Origin of the sequence: Amycolatopsis thermophila (genome assembly GCF_030814215.1) — a bacterium.
GTDB lineage: Bacteria > Actinomycetota > Actinomycetes > Mycobacteriales > Pseudonocardiaceae > Amycolatopsis_E > Amycolatopsis_E thermophila.
In genome coordinates this window covers 4,008,186-4,023,672 of sequence record NZ_JAUSUT010000001.1, presented here as the reverse complement: position 1 = coordinate 4,023,672, position 15,487 = coordinate 4,008,186, and the positions used below count along the sequence as shown (strand labels likewise).

At 71.6% G+C, this 15,487-nt stretch carries 10 protein-coding genes; 4 read left to right on the top strand and 6 right to left on the bottom strand.

All coding sequences use genetic code 11. From position 1 onward, the window contains the following. Window positions 1–30 precede the first annotated feature (30 nt). A complete protein-coding gene (locus FB470_RS19750; protein ID WP_306993577.1) occupies window positions 31–399 on the bottom strand; it encodes an Rv2175c family DNA-binding protein in 369 nt (122 codons plus the stop codon). A 124-nt stretch (window positions 400–523) separates the two neighbouring features. Between FB470_RS19750 and pknB the strand changes: the two genes are divergently transcribed. The 3 genes from pknB (at window position 524) to FB470_RS19735 (ending at window position 4,621) form a co-directional block, all read left to right on the top strand. After that, a complete protein-coding gene (gene pknB, locus FB470_RS19745) occupies window positions 524–2,524 on the top strand; it encodes a Stk1 family PASTA domain-containing Ser/Thr kinase (protein ID WP_306993575.1) in 2,001 nt (666 codons plus the stop codon). Between the two features lie 166 nt (window positions 2,525–2,690). Further along, window positions 2,691–4,010, top strand: a complete 1,320-nt coding sequence (locus tag FB470_RS19740; RefSeq protein WP_306993573.1) for a wax ester/triacylglycerol synthase family O-acyltransferase — start codon at window positions 2,691–2,693, stop codon at window positions 4,008–4,010. A gap of 32 nt (window positions 4,011–4,042) precedes the next feature. Further along, on the top strand, window positions 4,043–4,621 hold the full coding sequence (locus tag FB470_RS19735; RefSeq protein ID WP_306993572.1) for a 2'-5' RNA ligase family protein: 579 nt from the start codon (window positions 4,043–4,045) through the stop codon (window positions 4,619–4,621). Between the two features lie 2 nt (window positions 4,622–4,623). On the opposite strand, the gene FB470_RS19730 is transcribed toward FB470_RS19735, so the two are convergent. Together FB470_RS19730 and FB470_RS19725 are read right to left on the bottom strand one after the other, a co-directional pair. Beyond that, window positions 4,624–6,015: a class II 3-deoxy-7-phosphoheptulonate synthase gene (locus tag FB470_RS19730; protein ID WP_306993571.1), complete on the bottom strand. Its 1,392-nt coding sequence runs from the start codon at window positions 6,013–6,015 to the stop codon at window positions 4,624–4,626. A gap of 69 nt (window positions 6,016–6,084) precedes the next feature. Further along, on the bottom strand, window positions 6,085–6,765 hold the full coding sequence (locus tag FB470_RS19725; protein ID WP_306993570.1) for a TetR family transcriptional regulator: 681 nt from the start codon (window positions 6,763–6,765) through the stop codon (window positions 6,085–6,087). A 107-nt stretch (window positions 6,766–6,872) separates the two neighbouring features. On the opposite strand from FB470_RS19725, the gene FB470_RS19720 reads away from it, so the two are divergent. Then, window positions 6,873–7,892 (top strand): aldo/keto reductase, encoded by a 1,020-nt coding sequence (locus tag FB470_RS19720; RefSeq protein WP_306993568.1) that lies wholly within the window; start codon window positions 6,873–6,875, stop codon window positions 7,890–7,892. A 4-nt stretch (window positions 7,893–7,896) separates the two neighbouring features. On the opposite strand, the gene FB470_RS19715 is transcribed toward FB470_RS19720, so the two are convergent. The 3 genes from FB470_RS19715 to gltB form a co-directional block, all read right to left on the bottom strand. Further along, complete coding sequence (locus tag FB470_RS19715) at window positions 7,897–8,835, bottom strand: trypsin-like serine peptidase (RefSeq protein ID WP_306993566.1); 939 nt, start codon at window positions 8,833–8,835, stop codon at window positions 7,897–7,899. Window positions 8,836–8,945: 110 nt separating this feature from the next. Further along, on the bottom strand, window positions 8,946–10,454 hold the full coding sequence (locus tag FB470_RS19710; protein WP_306993564.1) for a glutamate synthase subunit beta: 1,509 nt from the start codon (window positions 10,452–10,454) through the stop codon (window positions 8,946–8,948). After that, a complete protein-coding gene (gltB, locus tag FB470_RS19705) occupies window positions 10,447–15,021 on the bottom strand; it encodes a glutamate synthase large subunit (RefSeq protein ID WP_306993563.1) in 4,575 nt (1,524 codons plus the stop codon). Before gltB ends, FB470_RS19710 begins: the two co-directional genes overlap by 8 nt. Between the last annotated feature and the right edge of the window lie 466 nt (window positions 15,022–15,487).

Here is a 15,487-nt window from a genome sequence, read left to right as displayed (position 1 = left end):
GGCGGCGCGGTCCGGCGCCGCCCCCGGCCACTAGAACGCCATCGCCTGCGCGCGGCGCTTCACTTCCGTGCCGTGGTTGGTGCGCAGGGCGTTGATCGGCGTGGTGCCGGGGAGGGACTCGTCGGCCTCGTACAGCCAGCGCAGCATCTCGGTGCGGCTGAAGCCCGCGTCGGCGAGCACCGTCAGCAGGCCGGTCAGGCCCTTGACGACCTGGCCGTCGACCAGGAAGTCGGCGGGCACCATCAGGTCGCCGTCGCGGCGCACCGCGAGCAGCTGACCGTCCCGCAGCAACTGCCGGACCTTGTTCACCGACAGCCCGATCTCCCGGGCGACCTGCGCCAGCTCCAGCACGGGAACGCCGGCGTCGAGAACGTCATCAGCGACTGGGATCGCACTCACGCAAGACAGGGTGCCACATCTGGCCTGGTTGTCCGCAATCTCATGCGAACGGCGTAACGAAACCTCAACCGGCCGCGCCCGGGGCGGGGACACCGGCTTCGCCGAAGTCCGTACGATCGGGCGCGTGACGAGCACGGAAACCAGCCTGGCCGGAGCGCTCCTGGAGCGGCGTTACCGGGTCGACGGCCTCCTCGCGCGGGGCGGCATGTCGGCCGTCTACCGGGGCTCGGACACGAGGCTGGACCGGCCGGTCGCCATCAAGATCATGGACCCGCGGTTCGCCGACGACCGGTCGTTCGTCGAGCGGTTCGAGCGCGAGGCGCGGCTGGCGGCCAAACTGCACCACCCGAACGTGGTGACCGTGCACGACCAGGGCGTCGACGTGGCCGGCGACCGCTCGCACGTGTTCCTGGTGATGGAGCTGGTCGACGGCGGCACGCTGCGGGACCTGCTCGACCAGCGGGGCAAGCTGGACGTGCCGCTGGCGCTGAGCGTGGCCGAGCAGATGCTCTCCGCCCTCTCCGCCGCGCACCAGGCCGGGCTCGTGCACCGGGACGTGAAACCGGAGAACGTGCTCATCGGTCACGCCGGCCACCCGCCGGCCGGGGTGGTGAAGGTCGCCGACTTCGGCCTCGTGCGCGCCGTGGCCAGCGCGGGCACCACGAGTTCGAGCATCATCCTCGGCACCGTCTCCTACCTGGCACCCGAGCAGGTCACGACCGGGGCGGCCGGCGAGCGCGGCGACGTCTACTCGGCCGGCATCGTGCTCTACGAGATGCTGACCGGCCAGGTGCCCTACACCGGTGACACGGCCATCTCGGTGGCCTACCGGCACGTCAACGACGACGTCCCGGCTCCCAGCGCGATCGAGCCGGGAATCCCCGCGGCGCTGGACGACCTGGTGCTGCGCGCGACGCGACGCGATCTCCAGGCCCGGCCCGCGGATGCCGGAACCTTCCTGCAGGAACTGCGGCGCGTGCGGGCGGCGCTGGGCATCGCGCCCGCGCCGATCCCGGTCCTGCCCGCCAAGGAGGTCCCGCCGGCGCCCGCCAAGCAGACCGCGCCCGCGCCGGCCGACCCGGAGCAGACCGTGCCCGCGTTCTCACCGGTGGTCACCGCGACCCCGGCCACCGGGCCGCGCGGCACCCAGGCGCTGATCCGGCCGCAGGGCGCGCCCGTGCCGCCGCCACCGCCCGCTCCGCCGCGCGACGAGCGGCCCGCGCTGGTCCGGCGCCGCCCGGTCGTGCTGTGGACCGTGATCGCCGTGCTGCTCGCCGCCGTGCTCGGCACCGGCGTCTGGTGGTTCACCGTCGGCCAGGACGCGGCCGAGACGGTCGCCGTCCCGTCCCTCGCCGGGCTCGACCAGGTCACCGCCGAGAAGACCCTGCACGACGCCGGGTTGTCGTCGACGGTGGTGCGCGAGCGGCACAACACCGTGCCGGCGGGCAAGGTGATCGCCACCGACCCGATGGCCGGGGCGTCGGCGAAGAAGGGCAGCACGGTCACCGTGAAGCTGTCGGCCGGCCGACCCACCGTGCCCGACATCGCCCAGGGCACCGGCCTCGAGCAGGCGGAGGCGGCCGTCAAGGAGGCCGGGCTCACGCCGCAACGGGACGCGGGTGCCGACGGCTACAGCACCTCGGTGCCGGCCGGCAAGGTGCTGTCGGTGGACCCGCAGCCGGGAACGCAGCTGCCGATCGGCTCGGCGGTGAAAATCGCCCTGTCCAAGGGCGCGCCGCCGACGCCGGTGCCCAGTGTCGCCGGATTGAGCCGCGACGACGCCTTCCAGCGGCTGCGGAACGCCGGGTTCGAGCCCTACGACGCCGGCACCGAGTTCTCCGAGGACGTGCCGGGCGGCAGCGTCACCCGCACCACTCCGGCAGCCGGAACCACCATCGACGGCCAGGGTGCTAAGCGCGTCGGCGTCTACACCTCCACGGCGGTCGACGTGCCGTCGGTGATCGGACGCCCCGTGCCGGACGCCATCCAGCTGCTCTCGGACGCGGGCCTGCAGGCCGACGTCGAGGGAAAGGCGCGCAACTTCTCCATCGTGATCGGGCAGGATCCCGAGCCGGGTGAACGGGTGGAACGCGGCAAAAAGGTGAAACTGCAAGTATTTCCTTGATCAACGGGGAGAACACCCACCACCGCCGTCCACAAAGGACCGATACCCCATTCGAGTGAGAATTGGGAGCCGTTAGCGCTGCCGAAACAAATGGACTACCGTTTCGTCACGTCCGTTTGCTCGAGTAGCAGGCAATCCCGTGTCACCGACCGTAGAGGGGTCGTCTATGGCTGGCCGTCAGCTCAGTGGGCTGGACGTGGCTTTCCTTTGCCTGGAAGGAGAATCCACCCCGATGCACATGGGGGCGGCGGTGATCCTCCAACCGGACGGGCCGGTCGACCCCGGGGCGCTGGCCGCGCTGCTGGCGCGCCGCGCCGCCCGGATCCCCCGCCTGCGCCGGCGGGTCCGGCCGTCGCTGTTCCCGCCGGGCGGCGCGTCCTGGGCCGAGGACCCGGAGTTCGATCCGCACGACCACGTTCACGTCCACCGGCTCACCGGGTTCTACGCCGACGACCCGCTGGCGGCGTACGCGGCCGAGTGGATCGAGCAGCCGTTGCCGATGGACCGGCCGTTGTGGGACGTCCACCTGGTGACGGGTCTTGCAGAAAACCGGTTCGCGTTGCTGCTCAAGCTGCACCACGCGTTCACCGACGGCGCGGGCGCCTTCGCGGTGGCCGCCGGCCTGCTCGACGAACTGCCGATCACCCGGATGCTCGTCGACGCGGCCGACCCTCCGGCCGACCCGCGGTCGCCGCTGGAGGCGTTGCGCGACGGGGTGACCGGCGCGATCGGCCAGGCCGGTGAGAACGCGGCGATCGCGTCGGCGATCCTGCGGGCCGCGCGGCCGTACCCGTCGTCGCCGCTGAGCGCCCCGGATTCGGCCGCCCGCCGGCTGGGGTTCGTCCGGCTGCCGCTGTCGGACATCCGCACCATCCGCGGCGCGCACGGCGGTACCCCCAACGACGTCGTGCTCGCCGTGCTGGCCGGCGCGCTGCGGGACTGGATGATCAACCGCGGGCAGCGGCCGGACGCACGCACGCTGCGGGCACTGATCCCGGTCAGCACGCGGGCGCGCGACGGCGGCTGGGGTTCCAACCAATTGTCCGGCTACCTGTGCGATCTGCCGGTGCACCTGGACGATCCGGTGCGGCGGCTGCGGGAGATCCGGTGGTCGATGGACCGGAACAAGGCGGCCGGACCGCAGCGCGGCGCCGGTGCCCTGCCGGTGCTTGCCGACCGGCTGCCGCCGGTGCTGCACCGGATGGCGGCGAAGGTGACCGGACGCGCCGCCGGCGCCCTGTTCGACACCGTGATCACGAACGTGCCGCTGCCGAAGCTGGACCTGTCGCTGGACGGGGCACGGTTGTGCGAGATCTACCCGTTCGTCCCGTTGGCGCCGCGGCACGCGGTCGGCATCGCGGCCGCGACCTACCGCGACCACGTCCACATCGGACTACAGCTGAACGGCGACACGGTGCCGGACACGGGGTCGCTGCGGGACGCCGTGCTCAAGTCGGCCGCTGCTCTGTACGAGCGGTCGATCTAAACTTCTCCGCCCGCTTCAGTCATGATGAAGCCATGCCGGTCCCCGACGCGCCGTGGCTCCGCCGTGCCACGAAGAGTGCCATCATCGTCCCCGTCCCGGAAACCGACCACCTGGTCACCCGGCACCGGCGCACCGTACCGGCTCACGTGACCGTTCTGTACCCGTTCGTGCCGCCGCGGCAGATCGACGCCGGGACGGTGGCGGACCTGGAGGCGGCCCTGATCGGGATCGAGGCGTTCGACTGCGCGTTCTCCCAGGTCGGCTGGTTCGGTCAGGAGGTGGTGTGGCTCGCACCGGAGCCGGACGACCACTTCCGGGCGTTGACGCGGGCGGTGTGCGAGCGGTTCCCGGCGCACCAGCCCTACGGCGGTGAGCACCCCGACACGGTCCCCCACCTGACGGTGGCCGACCACCGCACGGGCGACGCGCGGGCACGCCGCCGGGCCGCGGCCGACCTCGCGGCGGCGCTGCCGATCCGGGCCCGCATCGACTGCGTCCGCCTGGTCGCGGGCGACGACGAGCACGTGCCGTGGCGGACGGTGGCCGAGTTCGAGCTCCCGGCCCCCCTGCAGCGGCCGCGTGAGGCGGCCGAGGACAGCTTCGCGGTCTGACGTCAGCCGCGGAGCATCTCCGCGACCAGGAACGCCAGCTCCAGCGACTGCTGCGTGTTCAGCCGCGGGTCGCAGGCGGTCTCGTAGCGGCCGGCGAGGTCGGAGTCGGAGATCTCCTGCGCGCCGCCGAGGCACTCCGTGACGTCCTCGCCGGTCAGCTCGATGTGGATGCCGCCGGGGTAGCTGCCCAGCTTGTGGTGCACCTCGAAGAAGCCCTGGACCTCGTCGATGATGCGGTCGAAGTGGCGGGTCTTGTAGCCGCTGGGCGACTCGTGGGTGTTGCCGTGCATCGGGTCGCACTGCCAGATGACCTTGTGGCCGGTGGCCTCGACCTTCTCCACGATGTGCGGCAGCACCTCGCGGACCTTGCCGTTGCCCATGCGGGAGATCAGGGTGACGCGGCCGGGCTCGTTGCGCGGGTCGAGCCGCTCGACGTACTCCACCGCCTGGTCGGGGGTGGTGGTCGGGCCGATCTTGACGCCGATCGGGTTGGCCAGCAGCTCGGCGAGCGCGATGTGGGCGCCGTCGAGCTGGCGGGTGCGCTCGCCGATCCACAGGAAGTGCGACGAGAGGTTGTACAGCTTCGGGTTGGCCGCGTTGGCGTTGTCCATGCGCAGCATGGCGCGCTCGTAGTCGAGCAGCAGGGCCTCGTGGCTGGCGAAGATCTCGGTGGAGTGCAGCGAGGTGTCGGTGACGCCGCAGGCGGACATGAACCGCAGGCCGCGGTCGATCTCGCCGGCCAGCGCCTCGTACCGCTCGCCCGCGGGCGAGGTGCGCACGAAGTCCTTGTTCCAGTCGTGCACCTGGGCCAGGTCGGCCATGCCGGCGCCGGTGAGGGCGCGGACCAGGTTCATCGCCGCGCCGGAGTTGGCGTAGGCGCGGATCATCCGGCCCGGGTCGGGGACGCGCAGCTCGGGCTTGGCGACGAGCGAGTTGACGATGTCGCCGCGGTAGACGGGCAGGCCGAGCGCGTCGGTGTTGTTGGAGCGCGGCTTGGCGTACTGGCCGGCGATGCGCCCGACCTTCACGACCGGCAGGCTGGCGCCGTAGGTGAGCACGACGGCCATCTGCAGGAGCGTGCGCAGGTTGGCGCGGATGTGCGGCTCGGTGTTGGACTCGAACGTCTCGGCGCAGTCCCCGCCCTGCAGCAGGAACGCCTCGCCGCGGGCCACCATCGCGAGCCGGTCCTGGAGCCGGTCGATCTCGGCGGGAACGGTGATCGGCGGGACGGCTTCGAGCAGGTGGCGGACCCGGTTCACCGCGCCGGCGTCCGGCCACTCGGGCTGCTGGGCGGCCGGGCGGGACAGGGCGTCGTCCAGCTTGGCGCGCAGCTCCGGCGGCAGGGGCGGCAGCTCGGGGAGGGTGTCGACGGGCACGTCCACGGTCCAGTTCACCACCCCAGGATATGGGGTGCGCTGGGACGATCCGCCCCGAGGTGGCGGGGCCGGCCCCCGGGGCCGAACTCACGCGCCCGGCGCCGCCGAACCCTCGCCGCGGGCGAGCAGGCCCGCGGTCGTGATGCGCAGGATGTCGGTGTACGCCGTGGCGAATTCGACGCAGGATTCCCGCAGTCGCGGATCGCTGGTCGCCTCGACGATGGCGGGGGTGGGAGTGCAGAACGGCCAGAGGCCGGTCAGCGCGACGACGGCGATGCGCGTCAGGTGCAGGGCGGTCGCCTCGTCGAGCGCGGGCACCCGCTCGCTGACCAGCCGCGCCAGCCGCGTGCGGTGGTCGAGGTCGGTGAGCTTGTAGGAGCGGACCGACGCGGCCGACACGTTCCGCTCCAGCACCGTCGGCAACAGGCTCCACAACTGGCACAGCAACGGCCGTTCGGCGAGTGAGTCCGCCCAGATCGTGACGAGTTCATCGGCGTGCACCGGTCCCGGCGGCAACCGCTCGTCCAGCTCGTCCAGCCAGGCGGACCGGGTGCGGTTGAGCAGGGCGAGCAGCACGCCTTCCCGGGTCTCGAAGTAGCGCACGACGTTGGTCTTCGAGGTGCCCAGCCGCCGGCTCAGCTCACGCAGGCTGATGTCCTCGACGGGGACCTCGGCCAGCAGCGCCTCGGTGGCGTCCAGGATGGCGCGCCGGCGCTGCTCCCGCTGTTCCGGCCTGCGCGCGCGCTGGAAATCCGCTGGCGGGCTCATGGCGTCGCATCCTAACGGTCCACCGGTCTTGGTCATGGGTCCACCGGACTGCTATTGTCGAAGTTAGCGGTCCACCGGACTGTTAATTCGCGGCTGGGAAGGGCGACATGGGCACGGCACGAATCACGCTGGGACACAGCGACATCCGCATCCGGCCGATCGGGCTGGGCTGCATGGGCATGTCCCAGTTCTACGGCCCGGCCGACGAGGACGAGTCGGTCGCGACCATCCACGCGGCCCTCGATGCCGGTGTCGACTTCTTCGACACCTCGGACGTCTACGGGGCGGCGGGCGCGGCGACCGGTCAGGAACAGCGCGGGTTCGGGCACAACGAGCGGCTGCTCGGCCGGGCCGTGCGGGACCGCCGGGACGAGGTGGTGATCGGCACCAAGTTCGGTGCCCGCCCCACCGGGAACGGCATCGAGATCGACGGGCGCCCGGAGTACGTGAAGCAGGCGTGCGACGCCAGCCTGCGACGCCTGGGCATCGACCACATCGACGTGTACTACGCCCACCGGCTGGACGAGCGGGTGCCGGTCGAGGAGACCGTCGGGGCGATGGCGGAACTCGTCGAGGCCGGCAAGGTGCGCGTGCTCGGCCTCAGCAACGTCGGTGCGGACATCCTGCGGCGGGCGTCGGCCGTTGCCCCGATTTCGGCGCTGCAGAGTGAATACTCGCTGTGGGAGCGGGGGATCGAGCGGGAAGTGCTGCCCGCGTGCCGGGAGCTGGGCATCACCGTCGTGCCCTTCAGCCCGCTCGGCCGGGCCGCACTCGCCGGCACCTTCTCGGCCGGCACATCCTTCCCGGCCGACGACTTCCGGGCCACCCTGCCGAAGTTCCGCGCCGAGAACTTCGCCGAGAACCTCCGCCTGGTCGAGGCGCTCAAGGAGTTCAGCGAAGCCCGCGGGCACACACCCGGCCAGGTCGCGCTGGCGTGGCTGCTCGCCCAGCCGCACGACATCGCCCCGATCCCGGGCACCAAGCGGGCGAAGTACGTGCGGGAGAACGTCGCCGCCACCGGGGTGCCGCTCAGCGCGGACGACCTCGCCGAACTGGCCGGGCTGTTCGCGCCGGACCGGGTGCGCGGCGGGCAGTACGGCGACCTCGCCGTACTGCCGCGCCGGTGACGGGTCAGCGGGCCTGCGCGGTGTCGTACAGCGCCTCGGCGTCGGAGCCGAAGTACGGTCCGAACATCACGCCGGGCAGGAACGTGTAGCCGAAGCTGTTGACCGAGTTCTGCACGCCGGCGCCGGTCGCGGTGTTGAAGTTCAGCAACCACGGCCCGCCGCTGGAACCGCCGGTCATGTCGCAGCGCATGCCGAGGTCGTTGCTGCCGAACGTGTCGTTGAAGGTGCTGCCGGCGCAGTAGGTCAGCTTGCGGCCGTCGTAGGGCGGCTCGGCCGGGTAGCCGAAGCTGTACATCGCCCGTCCCCGCGCCTGGTTGAAGGCGATGCCCTGGGAACCCACCACGTCGGTGAGGTACTGGCCGTTGAGCGGGGCCACCACCGCGGCGCCGACGTCGTAGTTGAGGTCCTCGCTCGCCTGCCACTGCGGCGTGGTGAGCGTGGCGGTCGCGGCCCATTCACCGTAGGGCGCGCTGCCGTTGTCGTAGCCCGGCACGAAGACCCAGTTGGTGTGCCAGCTGCCCTGGTACTTCACGCAGTGCCCGGCGGTGATCACGACGCTGCGGTTGGCGCTGGTGACCGCGTCGCCGCTGCACGAGGCCGGCGAACCGTTGAAGGTGAAGAAGACCCGGCCCGCGGTGTGGGTGACGGCACCGCCACCGGTCCACGGGGCACCGGTGCTCACCTTCGACGTCCGCGACGGGAGCAGCCGCGGCACACCGGCCGTGACGTCGGCGGCGAGGTTCTTCGCGTCGGCCATCAGACCGTCCAGCGGCCTGGCGGAGCGCATCTTCTCCGGGGTCCAGTACTCGGCCGCGCCGCCGCCGAGCGGGTGCACGGCCGGGCCCGACGCCGCGTGGGCCGCGGTGGCCGGAGTGGACAGCACGGCTGTCGCGAGTGCGGCGACCGCCGCGAGGATTGCTGCCCGGAGACCTGTTCGCTTCATGCCGCCCACCCGTTCGTCGTCGTCGCTACGGGAAAGCTAAGCGGCCACGACGGGGTGAACAATCGGCCGTTCGGGCCCTGGGTGAGCCCGAACGGCCGAGGGGCAGCGAACTAGACGACCGCGAGCGGCAGCGCGGTCGGGTGCACCGGCGCCGGCAGGTCGGACGCGCCGGTCAGGTAGGCGTCGACCGCGTTGGCCACCGAGCGGCCCTCCGCGATCGCCCACACCACCAGCGACGCGCCACGGTGGGCGTCGCCGCAGACGAAGACACCCGGCGCCTCGGTCTGCCAGTCCGGACCGCACGAGATGGTGCCGCGCCTGGTCAGCGAGATGCCCAGGTCGTCGAGCAGCCGCATGTGCTCCACGCCCTCGAAACCGATCGCGAACAGCACCAGGTCGGCCGGGATCTCCTCGACCTCGCCCGAAACCGGCACGACCTCGCGGCGCCCGGTCTCCGGGTCCTTGCTGACCTTGACCCGCTGCAGCTCGATCGCGCGCACGTGCCCGGTCTCGTCGCCCACGAACCGCCGCACCGCGACACCGAACTTCCGCTCGCCGCCCTCTTCGTGCGCCGGGTAGGTGCGCAGCACGTACGGCCACGTCGGCCACGGCGAGCGCTCGTCGTCCCGCGTGGTCGGCGGCATCGGGTACTGGTCCAGCTGGGTGACCGAGGCCGCGCCCTGGCGGACCGCGGTGCCGTAGGAGTCGGCGCCGGTGTCCCCGCCGCCGATGATCACGACGTGCTTGCCGGCCGCGTGGATGGGCGACGGCCCGTCGCCCTCGCACTGCTTGTTGGCCGGCACCAGGTGCTCCATCGCCAGGTGGATGCCCGCGAGATCCCGGCCGGGCGTGGTGGTGTCGTCCCGGCCGCGCAGCGCGCCCACCGCGAGCACGACCGCGTCGTAGCGCGACCGCAGCTCCTCGACGGTGATGTCGACGCCGACCTCGCAGCCGGTGACGAACTGCGTGCCTTCCTTCTTCAGCTGCGCCAGCCGCTTGTCGAGGTGCTTCTTCTCCATCTTGAACTCGGGGATGCCGTAGCGCAGCAGCCCGCCGAGCCGGTCGTCCCGCTCGAAGATGGTCACGTCGTGCCCCGCGCGGGTGAGCTGCTGGGCGGCGGCGAGCCCGGCCGGGCCGGACCCGACCACGGCGACGCGCTGACCGCTGGCCACCTCGGCGACCTGCGGCTGGGCCAGGCCCAGTTCCCACGCCTTCTCCGCGATCGTGGCCTCGACGCGCTTGATCGCGACCGGCCCACCGGACAGCGGCGAGATGGACAGCGTGCAGCCGGCCTCGCACGGCGCCGGGCACAGCTTGCCGGTGAACTCCGGGAAGTTGTTGGTCGCGTGCAGCCGGTCGCTGGCGGCGGCCCAGTCGCCGCGGCGCACCAGGTCGTTCCACTCCGGGATCAGGTTGCCCAGCGGGCAGCCCGAGCTCGACGAGTGGCAGAACGGGATGCCGCAGTCCATGCAGCGCGTGGCCTGGGTGCGCACCTGCTGGTCGCGCTCGGCCGGCTCGAGGTCGGCGTAGACCTCGCGCCAGTCCCCGGCCCGGTCCTGCAACGGGCGCTTGCGCGGCTCGACCCGCTCGTACTTCAGGAAGCCCTTGGGGTCAGCCACGAGACGCCACCTCCATGATCGCCTCGTCGACGTCCCGGCCCGCGGCCTTGGCGGCCTTCGTCGCCTCCAGCACGCGCTTGTAGTCGCGCGGCATGACCTTGGTGAAGCTCGCCGACCGGCGGGGCCAGTCACCGAGCAGCGACGCGGCGACCGTCGAGCGGGTGAGTTCGTGGTGACGGGTCACGATGTCCTTCAACCAGTTCAGATCCTCGGGCTCCAGTGGGAGCAGCTCGACCATCTCGGGGTTGACACTGCCCCGGTCGAGGTCGAGGACGTAGCCGATGCCGCCGGACATGCCCGCGGCGAGGTTGCGCCCGGTCGGCCCGAGCACCACGGCCCGGCCACCGGTCATGTATTCGAAGGCGTGGTCGCCCACCCCTTCGGCGACGACGGTGGCGCCCGAGTTGCGTACGCAGAACCGCTCGCCGACCTGCCCGCGCAGGAACATCTCCCCCGCGGTGGCGCCGTAGGCGAGCGTGTTGCCCGCGATGACCTGACGTTCGGCGGCGAACGTCGCGTCCGGGTGCGGGCGCACGATGATCCGGCCGCCGGACAGGCCCTTGCCGACGTAGTCGTTGGCGTCGCCGACCATCTCCAGCGTGACGCCGCGGGGCAGGAACGCGCCCAGCGACTGGCCCGCCGACCCGACGAGCCGGATGTGGATGGTGCCGTCGGGCAGGCCCTCACCGCCGTAGCGGCGGGTGATCTCCGACCCCAGCAGCGTGCCCACGGTGCGGTTCACGTTGCGCACCGGCAGTTCCAGGCGCACCGGGTGCGCGTCCTCCAGCGCCGCCTCGGACAGCTGGATGAGCGTGCGGTCCAGGGCGTGCTCCAGACCGTGGTCCTGCTCGCGGATCTTGCGCCGCGCACCGCCGTAGGGGGTGTCGGTGGGCATCTCGAAGATCGGCTCGAGGTCCAGCCCGGCGGCCTTCCAGTGCTCGATGGCGTCGTCGGTGTCCAGCACGTCGGCCCGGCCGATCGCCTCGTCGAGCGTGCGGAAACCGAGCTCGGCCAGCAGCTCGCGGACCTCCTGCGCGACGAACCGGAAGTAGTTCACCACGTGCTCGGCCTGCCCGGTGTACCGCTTGCGCAGCTCCGGGCTCTGCGTCGCGACACCGACGGGGCAGGTGTCGAGGTGGCAGACGCGCATCATGATGCAGCCGGCCACGACCAGCGGCGCGGTGGCGAAGCCGTACTCCTCGGCCCCGAGCAACGCGGCGACCACGACGTCGCGGCCGGTCTTCATCGCGCCGTCGACCTGCACCGTGATGCGGTCGCGCAGCCCGTTCAGCATGAGGGTCTGCTGGGTCTCGGCCAGGCCGATCTCCCACGGCGTGCCCGCGTGCTTGAGCGAGTTCAACGGCGAGGCGCCGGTGCCGCCGTCGTGACCGGAGATCAGCACGACGTCCGCGTGGGCTTTGGACACCCCGGCCGCGACCGTGCCGACGCCCAGCGAGCTGACCAGCTTGACGTGCACGCGGGCCTGCTCGTTGGCGTTCTTCAGGTCGTGGATCAGCTGCGCCAGGTCCTCGATCGAGTAGATGTCGTGGTGCGGCGGCGGCGAGATCAGTCCGACGCCGGGCGTCGAGTGCCGGGTGCGGGCGATCCACGGGTACACCTTGTTCGGCGGCAGCTGACCGCCTTCGCCCGGCTTGGCGCCCTGCGCCATCTTGATCTGGATGTCGTCGGCGTTGACCAGGTACTCGCTCGTCACGCCGAAGCGGCCGCTGGCGACCTGCTTGATCGCGCTGCGGCGCTCCGGGTCGTAGAGGCGCTCCGGGTCCTCCCCGCCCTCACCGGTGTTGGAGCGCCCGCCGATGCGGTTCATCGCGATCGCCAGCGTCTGGTGCGCCTCCGCCGAGATCGAGCCGTAGGACATCGCGCCGGTGTTGAACCGCTTGCAGATCGACTCGATCGACTCGACTTCTTCGATGGGCACCGGTGCGCGGCCTTCGTTGCGGAACTTGAACAGCCCGCGCAGCGCGCCGCCCTCGCGGTTGAGGCGGTGCACCTCCTCGCTGTAGCGGCGGTACACCTCGTCACGACGCGTCTTGCTGGCGTGCTGCAGCAGGAACACCGTCTCCGGCGTGAACAGGTGCAGCTCGCCCTCGCGGCGGTAGGCGTACTCGCCACCGGAGTCCAGGCGGCGGTGCACCCGGTCGGTCGGGTTGTCCGGGTAGGCCCGGCGGTGCCGGACCGCGACCTCCTCGGCCAGCACGTCGAGACCGACGCCGCCGAGCTTGGACACCGTGCCGGTGAAGTACTCGTCGAGCAGTTCCTGCGACAGCCCGAAGGACTCGAACACCTGCGCCGCGGTGTAGGCGCCGACGGTCGAGATGCCCATCTTGGACATGATCTTCAGGACGCCCTTGACGAGCGCGTTCACGTAGTTGCGCACGGCCTGGCGCGGCTCGATCCCGGTGATCGCGCCCTGCGCGATCATGTCCTCGATCGTCTCGAACGCCAGGTACGGGTTCACCGCCGCGGCGCCGTAGCCGAGCAGCAGCGCGATGTGGTGCACCTCGCGCGCGTCGCCGCTCTCCACGACCAGCGCCACGCGCAGCCGCTCCTTGGTGCGCACCAGGTGGTGGTGCACCGCGGAGACCAGCAGCAGCGACGGGATCGGCGCCATCTTGTGGTCGGAGTCCCGGTCGGACAGCACGAGCGTGCGGGCGCCGGCCGCGATCGCCTCGGACGCCTCACGGCGCACGCGCTCGATCGCCTCCGCCAGCGCCTTGCCGCCGCCGTCCACTTCGAACAGTCCGGACAGGACGGTGCAGGCGAAGCCGGGCAGGTCGCCGTCGTCGTTGATGTGGATGAGCTTGGCCAGCTCGTCGTTGTCGATCACCGGGTAGGGCAGCTGGATGTGCCGGCAGGACGCCGGACCCGGGTCGAGCAGGTTGCGCTCCGGGCCCATGATCCGGCTCATCGAGGTGACGAGCTCCTCGCGGATCGCGTCCAGCGGCGGGTTGGTCACCTGCGCGAAGCCCTGCTTGAAGTAGTCGTAGAGCTGACGCGAACGCTTGGACAGCACGGCGGGCGGGGTGTCGGTGCCCATCGACCCGAGCGGCTCGGCGCCCTTCTCGGCCATCGGCGCGAGCAGGATCTTCAGCTCCTCCTCGGTGTAGCCGAAGGCGAGCTGACGGCGCAGCACCGAGTCGTGGCTCTGCGTGACGTGGTCGCGGTCGGCCAGGTCGGCCAGCTGCAGCAGGCCGGCGTGCAGCCACTCCTCGTACGGGTGCTGCGCGGCCAGCTGGGCCTTGACCTCGTCGTCGGCGACGATGCGGCCGGCCTCGGTGTCCACCAGGAACATGCGGCCCGGCTTGAGCCGGCCCTTCGCGACCACCTGGTCCGGCGGCACGTCCAGCACGCCGGCCTCGCTGGCCAGCACGATCCGGTCGTCGGCGGTGCGCCACCAGCGGCACGGGCGCAGGCCGTTGCGGTCCAGAACCGCGCCGACGAGCGTGCCGTCGGTGAAGGTGACGCAGGCCGGGCCGTCCCACGGCTCCATCAGGCTCGCGTGGAACTGGTAGAACGCGCGACGCTGCGCGTCCATGGTGGCGTGGTTCTCCCAGGCCTCCGGGATCATCATCAGCACCGCGTGCGGCAGGCTGCGGCCGCCCAGGTGCAGCAGCTCCAGGACCTCGTCGAACGAGGCCGAGTCCGAGGCGTCCGGCGAGCACACCGGGTAGAGGCGCGTCAGGTCGCCCGGGATGACACCGGAGTCGAGCAGGGCCTCGCGGGCCCGCATGCGGTTGCGGTTGCCGCGGATCGTGTTGATCTCACCGTTGTGCGCGACGAACCGGAACGGGTGCGCCAGCGGCCACGACGGGAACGTGTTGGTGGAGAACCGGCTGTGCACCAGGGCGATCGCACTGGTCAGCCGGGGGTCGCGCAGGTCGGCGAAGAACGCCGGGAGCTGCTCGGGCGTGAGCATTCCCTTGTACACCAGCGTGCGCGAGGACAGCGACGGGAAGTACGTGCCGCATTCGGCGACCACGCTCTCGTTCTCCGCACGCTTGCGCAGGCAGAAGGTGAGGCGGTCCAGCTCCAGCCCGGATGGGCGCGCGCCCTCGGCGTCCGGCCGTCCGGCGACGAACAGCATGGCGAAGTGCGGCATCACCGAGCGGGCGGTGGGGCCGATGCCCGCCCCGTCGGCGTCGACCGGCACCTCGCGCCAGCCCAGCACCTCGAGGTCCTCCTCCTCGGCGAGGCGCTCGATCAGCGCGACGGCCTTGCCGCGCGCCTCCTCCTCGGCGGGCAGGAACGCGATGCCGGCGGCGTAGCGGTGGTGGCCCCGCGCGTCCGGTTCGGGCAGCTCGAACCCGGCCTCCTCGCGGAGCAGCCGGTCCGGGAGCTGCACGAGGATCCCGGCACCGTCGCCGGAGGTCGGTTCGGCGCCCGCGGCGCCCCGGTGGTCCAGGTTGATCAGCGCCGTCAGCCCGTCCGTGACGATGGCGTGCGTGCGGCGGCCCTGGATGTCGGCCACCATCGCCACACCGCAGGAGTCCTGCTCCTGGGCAGGGTCGTACAGGCCCTGCTTACCCGGGTTGGCGGAGAAGATCATGCGGGGACCTCCTTCGTCGTCTCTGTGCTCAGTTCGGAAAGTTCCCCCGGTACTGCTGCAGGGACGACGATGGCCCTTGGATTAGCGCGACCTTAACACCCAGGAAACATGACGGCACCCTCTCGGAGTGTGGATTTTCTCATCCGATCGGTAACGATCTGGCTGCGAGGAACGACGTCGTTCTTGATGGGCTGCGTTCGGTGCGCCTCAGGCGAGTCTACGCGCGGCGGTGCCCCGCGTGATCCCGACAAGATTACGTGAGCGTTGCCGGGAAAGGCCAGATTCGCCGGTGGTAGCGTTCCTCACGCTGGTCAGCGGCTTGCCGGCCAGTGGTGCGGTGGTCGCGAAACCGGTGGGAACCCGGTGCTGTGCCGCAACTGTGATGACTCGGGTGCGCTGCGTGCACGCCCGGTCGAGCCAGGTCGCCTGCCGCCGCGCCGACGCCTTTCGCCCCCGGCTCAGGGGT

Coding starts and splice junctions, on each gene's coding strand:
- FB470_RS19715 (WP_306993566.1), bottom strand. CDS start 8,835: ATGAAGCGAACAGGTCTCCGGGCAGCAATCCTCGCGGCGGTCGCCGCA.
- FB470_RS19720 (WP_306993568.1), top strand. CDS start 6,873: ATGGGCACGGCACGAATCACGCTGGGACACAGCGACATCCGCATCCGG.
- FB470_RS19725 (WP_306993570.1), bottom strand. CDS start 6,765: ATGAGCCCGCCAGCGGATTTCCAGCGCGCGCGCAGGCCGGAACAGCGG.
- FB470_RS19735 (WP_306993572.1), top strand. CDS start 4,043: ATGCCGGTCCCCGACGCGCCGTGGCTCCGCCGTGCCACGAAGAGTGCC.
- gltB (WP_306993563.1), bottom strand. CDS start 15,021: ATGATCTTCTCCGCCAACCCGGGTAAGCAGGGCCTGTACGACCCTGCC.
- FB470_RS19740 (WP_306993573.1), top strand. CDS start 2,691: ATGGCTGGCCGTCAGCTCAGTGGGCTGGACGTGGCTTTCCTTTGCCTG.